4 protein-coding genes and 1 pseudogene are annotated in these 6,298 nt (G+C 59.3%); 2 read left to right on the top strand and 3 right to left on the bottom strand.

The features are described 5' to 3' along the window. The coding region (locus tag EN893_RS38660; RefSeq protein WP_206524051.1) for a hypothetical protein at positions 1 to 194 on the top strand (194 nt) is incomplete at its 5' end. Positions 195 to 1,146: 952 nt separating this feature from the next. Here EN893_RS38660 and EN893_RS14020 read toward each other — a convergent pair. Further along, positions 1,147 to 1,457 (bottom strand): annotated as a pseudogene (locus EN893_RS14020) (IS256 family transposase); the annotation flags it as partial. Positions 1,458 to 2,394: 937 nt separating this feature from the next. Here EN893_RS14020 and EN893_RS14015 point away from each other — a divergent pair. After that, positions 2,395 to 2,910: a DUF2285 domain-containing protein gene (locus EN893_RS14015; RefSeq protein WP_224570032.1), complete on the top strand. Its 516-nt coding sequence runs from the start codon at positions 2,395 to 2,397 to the stop codon at positions 2,908 to 2,910. Positions 2,911 to 3,694: 784 nt separating this feature from the next. Here the strand turns inward: EN893_RS14015 and EN893_RS14010 are convergent. Both EN893_RS14010 and EN893_RS14005 read right to left on the bottom strand, forming a co-directional pair. Continuing rightward, positions 3,695 to 5,170: an NAD-dependent succinate-semialdehyde dehydrogenase gene (locus EN893_RS14010; RefSeq protein WP_128361596.1), complete on the bottom strand. Its 1,476-nt coding sequence runs from the start codon at positions 5,168 to 5,170 to the stop codon at positions 3,695 to 3,697. 412 nt (positions 5,171 to 5,582) lie between these two features. Next, a partial coding sequence (locus EN893_RS14005; RefSeq protein ID WP_164900846.1) for a pitrilysin family protein occupies positions 5,583 to 6,298 on the bottom strand: 716 nt, incomplete at its 5' end.

Genomic DNA, 6,298 nt, shown 5'->3' with positions numbered 1-6,298 from the left:
AAGATTGCACGGCCCGGCTAGTACTCGATCACTGGTCGGCCATCGAAGCATTGGCCGCGCATTTGCTGGTCAAGCATGATCTCCAATTCGATGAGGCTCTGACGATTGTTGCGCCGCATCTTCCGCCATGCCAGCAGCTACGCCGCCAGAGCGTCATCCGCAGCCTGCTTGATCAGCCATTCGATGTGATTTGACCACATCTGCAACACCTCGCGCTTCTCCTTGACGTTGCTATAGAGATTGTAGATTTCGCCAATGTCTGTCAAGGACGCCGCCTTGTGATTCAGTATGTGCTCGATGACGTGTGGCAATACCTGCCGCCTGCCGAGATTTGTCGCGAGCGTCCTGCGCAGATCGTGAAGGGTCCAGTTCTCCAAAGCCACCCCGTCAGTATTGACCTTGCCGTCTAGAGCCTTCTTGCCCTTCGCGTAGCCTGAGAAGTGGCTTCTTTCGTTGCCCCTCGCAGGGAAAAAAACGTGTCATTGGTCTTCGGTACCGTCTGGGGGACCGACACCGCCAGTGTGGACAGCGGAATAAGCGTAGGCTCTTCGTTCTTCGTGCGGTCACCCGATAGTTCCATGTTCCGGCTTCAAGGTTGAGGACCAACGCATCGCGGCAACTTCCGTACGCCTCTGTCCGGTCAGAATGAGCAGCTTGACGATGGAGCCGAACGAATAGCCGATATCGCCCGGTTCGGGCTCACAGCCCGTTCATATAGCCGCCAGTTCGGCATCGTTCACCACTCGCTTGCGCTTGACGATCGGGGCCGGATCCGGATTTTCCAATCCCTCGCGGGGAAACCGCGGATGAGCCGTTGCGGCGGTTTGCGACACCAGTTGAAAAATGCCCGCATACACCAGAAGGCCGTGTTAGCCGCTTGCGGGTGACCCCCGGCGACGATCTTCTTTGTGATGTTAGCAATGTCGGTGTCGATCACATGGTGGATAGAGCGACTCCCGAGGGCAGGCACAAGATACCGGTTCAGGCTGGCCTCGACCAGTGCGGTGTTTTGAGGGTCGTTACTCGGCGGCCTGGAGGTGACCGCCATCGCCGTCCTCGGTATCGTCAGCGCTGATATGCGCCTGATCGGCAAGGAAGGCTGGCAGTTCCGATGGAGCTATGCTGGAATTTGGGTGACGAGGCTGATCAAGCGGCGCTCTGCGGCTTCGTTTCGATGACCTGGATTCCGTCCAGGAACCGGCACCTGCGATGAGTTTCGGCAACTGATTTTGTCCTTTCAATCGTCGCCACTTCCTGGCCGCGGCCAACAGCTTGAAGACCATCAGCTGGGCGGTTTTCGAGGATAGCGAGCCCTTGGTACGCACCGTGCGATAGCGAACGGTTGCAAAGACGCTTTCGATGGGATTGGACGTTCGCAGATGATCCCAGTGTTGGGCGGGGAAATCGTAGAGCGCCAGCGACGCAATATGATCTTTCGTCAGGCAGTCGACCGCCTTGGCATACGCCTCGGCCTCCATCTCGATCGCATGTGCAAGCAATTTGCGCGCGCCGCTGCGAAGTACATCCGTCAGGGTATCATCGATTTCGTCGGGCTGACGAAGGCGAACAATGTGTTGATAGTCTCGTTCATGGCGTATCACTCTCCTTGAGAGGTACTGGCAGGCTTCATCACCCGCCTCGATACGCCGCTCTCCTCAAGCCGCCATCATCCAGTTTCCGCCATGGCTCCCCCTGATTGATCCGCTTCACCTGTGCAACTGCACAGGCTGCCCTAGCGGGGAGATTGGCCTCCAATGGCGAAAACTTGCCGCAGGAGACCCTCCGATGACCGTGCCTATGGCGCCGCCGCTACGACAACTTGCCGACAAGCAGCGTGCGATCCACTGCCGCGCTACTGCGCCTTCAAGGGACGTCTGGATCGCGACGCAGGAGCCGATGACCGTTACGGGATCAATTCCAGGTCGCGCTGGCCGTCGCTGTGCCAGTTCGACGGTCTGGTGGCAATTTGGGCACATCTTCTGTCGCCGACAGTGGCGATGGCTGACGCTTCAACGAAACGGGGTCTTCGACGTCTGCTGCCTTCGCCGATGCTTTGCGAAGTGGCATAATGTTTCGACTCACGCAGGCGCGGGCAGGGGATGTCAGTCATGAATCTCCTGACTGGCGCGGATCAGGCCGATTGGCGGGATGAAAGATCATACGACTACACCGCTGGCCTGACGCTGCGGGAGTGGGCTTGGGAGTTCTTACGCCGCAATCCAGCGTTCCAGCGCGATCTGACCGCTGCGCGCCAGCATTGCAAGACTTGGTCTCTCCAATCCTTTCTCGATATGGTCGCGTCGGCCGGCGACCTGTCACGCTGGGGTGTTCTGTTTCGCGGAGTCTTGTGGCCGCGCTTCGGTCGTATTCTGGTGTCCGCTCTGGTGCGTCCATGTGCTGCCGGTCATTGCGGAACGGTTGCCTGCCTCGTCGCCGACACCGCCGTTCGAACTCTCGGCATTGCCCTGTCGTGCAATCGTCCTGCTGGCGCCCGACAAGAGCCAGCATGTTCTTCTTCGCAATGCGGACCACGCGCTGCAGCTCGCCGTCTCGGGCGCGAATATCCTCCACCCTGTTTGCCTGCATACGCAAGCCATCTGGCCCGCGGTGCTTTTAAAGCATCGACTGAGGGGACTGGAGTGCCTCAATGCTCTCAGTCTAGGGCAACAGTTGCCCCCCCGCTTGTTTGCGCCGGAAAAGCGCGGCGTTCGTTTGTCCTTCGTTCTTCGTGCGCTCGACGGTTCGCTCGCCGGAGCACCTCATCGCGAGCTCGCCGAAGTTCTCATCGGTCAACGGCGCGTCCATGCCGACTGGGCGGATCCTCGCGATCATCTGCGCGACCGCATCCGTCGGGCCGTCTCGCGTGGCCGCGCGCTCATGAATGGTGGCTACAGAGATTTCCTAATTTGAAAAGCGACAGTCCGCGCTGTGCGTCGGTGGATGAACGTTCGCTCGCAGCTGTACCCGTCACCAACAGTTCGCCCGCCGACAGGACTGCATGGCGCCTTGCAAGTGCGCTCTGGTCTAGCTTGTCGATGCCGAAATGAGATGGGCGAGGGTGCCAAGGCGGTGGTTCATTAGGGCCGGCCTCGACCTGGACGCACATCATTGGTCGGAAAGCGGCGTGCACCGCAATGTCGCCATAGCAGCCAAGATCCTTTGAGGCCGGACCTGCAGTCCTGTTGGACCGGCGGGTGCAACAATATGGAGGGATCTGAGGCCTCACACCGTTCCCTGGTCGACAGCTCGGTCAACATAGCACCCACCGCTTTATTATGGAAATGGTGTGCCTGGAGTGCAGCGAGTAGCGGCTTGCTGCGCACTGTCCTAAGAATAGCAGTCATGACCCGTCTGGGGTTCTGCAACACGACGATTCAACCGCTTGGGCATTGTCGCATATCCCACAATGTAGAATGCGCAACAGGGCAAAAGCTGATCCATCGGCGGTTTATCAATGCTTTTTGGCTTGGCACGGCACATGCAACGCAATCGGCAAAAGGCGCACGAACTGAGTGGCCCATCGGCCCTAGGAGCGCTGACTTATGCCCTCCCAAGGCATGTCCGGCCCGACAGCGAGCTCAGTCTCCTGCCGGGCATCCGTGTTTCAGGTCAACGGCGTTTGGAACTTCCAATTAGGTGGCGGCATTGACCGCAGGCCGCCCCCCGGTGGGGCGGAGAGACAGTGCAGCAGGTTTCAAATCCCGCCCATGCAAAGATATTTCATTTCCAGATAGTCCTCGAGGCCATGACGGGAACCCTCCCGCCCGATGCCGGATTGTTTGATCCCGCCAAACGGTGCCGCCTCCGAGGACATGCGTCCCGTGTTGATGCCAACCATGCCATATTCCAGAGCCTCTGCCACACGCCAGACCCGCTTCAGGTTTGAGGCATAGAAGTATGCGGCGAGGCCGTAGATCGTGTCATTGGCCTCGCGCACGACCTGATCCGCATCGTTGAAGCGAATGATCGGCGCGAGCGGCCCGAATGTCTCCTCTTGCGCGACTGCCATGACGCTGGAAATCTCGGTGAGGACCGTGGGTTCGAAAAACGTGCCATTCTTGCCGATACGCTGGCCCCCGCATCGTATTGTGCCGCCTTTCGCAATGGCATCTGCGACGTGAGACTCGATCTTGGCCAGAGCATGCTTGTCGATGAGCGGTCCGATGTCCACTCCGGCATCGAATCCGTCGCCAACCGACAAGTGCCGGATTCTTTCCACGAATTTCTTGACGAACTCATCGTGAACGCTCGATTGGACGTAAATGCGGTTCGCGGAAACGCAGGTCTGGCCGGCATTGCGGAACTTCGCCTGGACCGCACCGTCAACAGCACCGTCAATGTCGGCATCATCGAAGATGATGAAAGGTGCATTGCCGCCGAGTTCAAGGCTGACCTTCTTGATCTGGTCAGAGCACTGACGCATCAGCAGCCGTCCGACCTCGGTCGAACCGGTGAAGCTGATCTTTCGAATCTTGGAATTGGTGCAGAGTTCACGGCCCACGCGATCACCTTCGGACGCATAGATCAGGTTGACCACGCCATCGGGAAAGCCGCCCTGATGGGCGAGGGCGAACATTGCGCCAGCCACGAGCGGCGTCTGTTCAGCGGGCTTGAGCACGATTGTGCAGCCCGCAGCCAAGGCCGGCGAGATTTTGCGCGCCACCATGGAGGCCGGGAAATTCCATGGCGTGATCGTGCCAACAACGCCGATGGGCTGCTTGATCACTAGCATTCGGCGGTCTGTCGAGGGTGCCGAGATCGTCTCCCCATAGACGCGATTGGCCTCCTCGGCATACCATTGCAGATACGCCGCCGCATGCGATACCTCTGAAATGGCTTCGGCAAGCGGCTTGCCCATTTCCGCAGTCAGAATCGCGGCGAGATCGCCTGCATGGTCGATGATCAGCTGATGCCATCGCCAAAGAACGTCGCTACGTTCTCGGGCCGTCAACGCGGCCCATCCCGACTGCGCAACATAGGCCTTGTCTACCGCAGCACGTGTCTCCTCCACGCCCATATCGAGAAGCTCTGCCAAAACTTCGCCGGTCGACGGATTGACGACCTCGAACGTCTTATTGCCAACTGGTCTGCCGAGTGCCGGCAGGCGGTCGATGGCTCCAAACAGGTGCGGGGATTTCAGACGGCGGATCATCGGCAGGCACAGGGGCAATACCGGATTCCTCCTCAACGCAGCGAACATCCAGGTCGACAGGCCGTCAGTGTGTATTCTGCACCAGTGGGTTCGTCGTAGGGCCTCGGCAAAGCAGCTGGTAGACCACGCTAGCCCGATGAAAAGACAGCAGTTTCGTTAGTTTGAGTGCCCGCGGTTCATCAATTGATGGATTAAGCAGTCGGATGTTTGCTTCATCCACCATGCCTGCTGGTGGCATGCGACTGAATTCTGCAAAAAGGCGGCATACATGCTGAGGAGCGCCATTTCGGCGAGAGGCCGCCGGACCGCCAATGCCGCGCAAGGTCGGCGAAAACGACTCCGCGCGTCTGCATGATCTGCTTGGCCCACGGGCCTCCAACGCTCTTCCCACGAGAAGCCCCGATGAAGAAGGAAGGTGTGATGAGTTTCTTTACTCATCCTTGCCGCCCAGCGGCGGGCCGACCACCAAAATGGCGGGCTCGGCCGAAAGCAGCTTTTTGGCCGCCGCCTTGACCTGTTTGAGCGTCACCCGACCGATGCTGCGGGCGCGACGCTGGTTGTAGTCGACGTCGGCCTTGTGAATCTGCAAATCCAGGAGCCGGTCTGCAATCGAGCGGGTCGAGCCCAGTTGGTCGATGGCATAGGCGCCGATCAGGTGCTTCTTCGCCGCCTTGAGCTCGGCCCCGGTCGGTCCTTGCTGCGCCATCTGCTTTACCACATCTCGCACGATGCTCAGTGTTTGGGCAGCGCAGTCCGAGCGTGTCTCTGTCGTAACCAGAAGCGAGTCAAGGGTTAGTTCAGAGCTGACGTGATAGGCAAGGCCGCGTTTTTGACGTACCTCCTCGTAAAGGCGGGAAGTCAAGTATGAGCCGCCAAGGATGTCGTTCAGCAGCACGGCCGCGTAGAAATCCGGCGCGCTAGGCTTCACGCCAGGCCAGGCCAACGTCAGCGAAGTCTGCGGCAGGTCGTAGTTCTCCTCCACCAGTTGACCGAGTTTCGGCGCGACATCGTAGACGGGGACGAGGGTTTGTTGCTCAGGCAAATCACCAAACAGCTGGTCAAGCCTTTCCCTCAACGTGTTCGCGTCAATGTCACCCACCACGGCAATATGGAGCCCGTCGCGAGCGAAAATGGCCTGGTGGAAGG

This window comes from Mesorhizobium sp. M7A.F.Ca.CA.004.04.2.1, assembly GCF_004022825.1.
In the GTDB taxonomy this organism is placed as follows: domain Bacteria; phylum Pseudomonadota; class Alphaproteobacteria; order Rhizobiales; family Rhizobiaceae; genus Mesorhizobium.
This window is presented reverse-complemented; position numbering and strand designations above follow the sequence as displayed.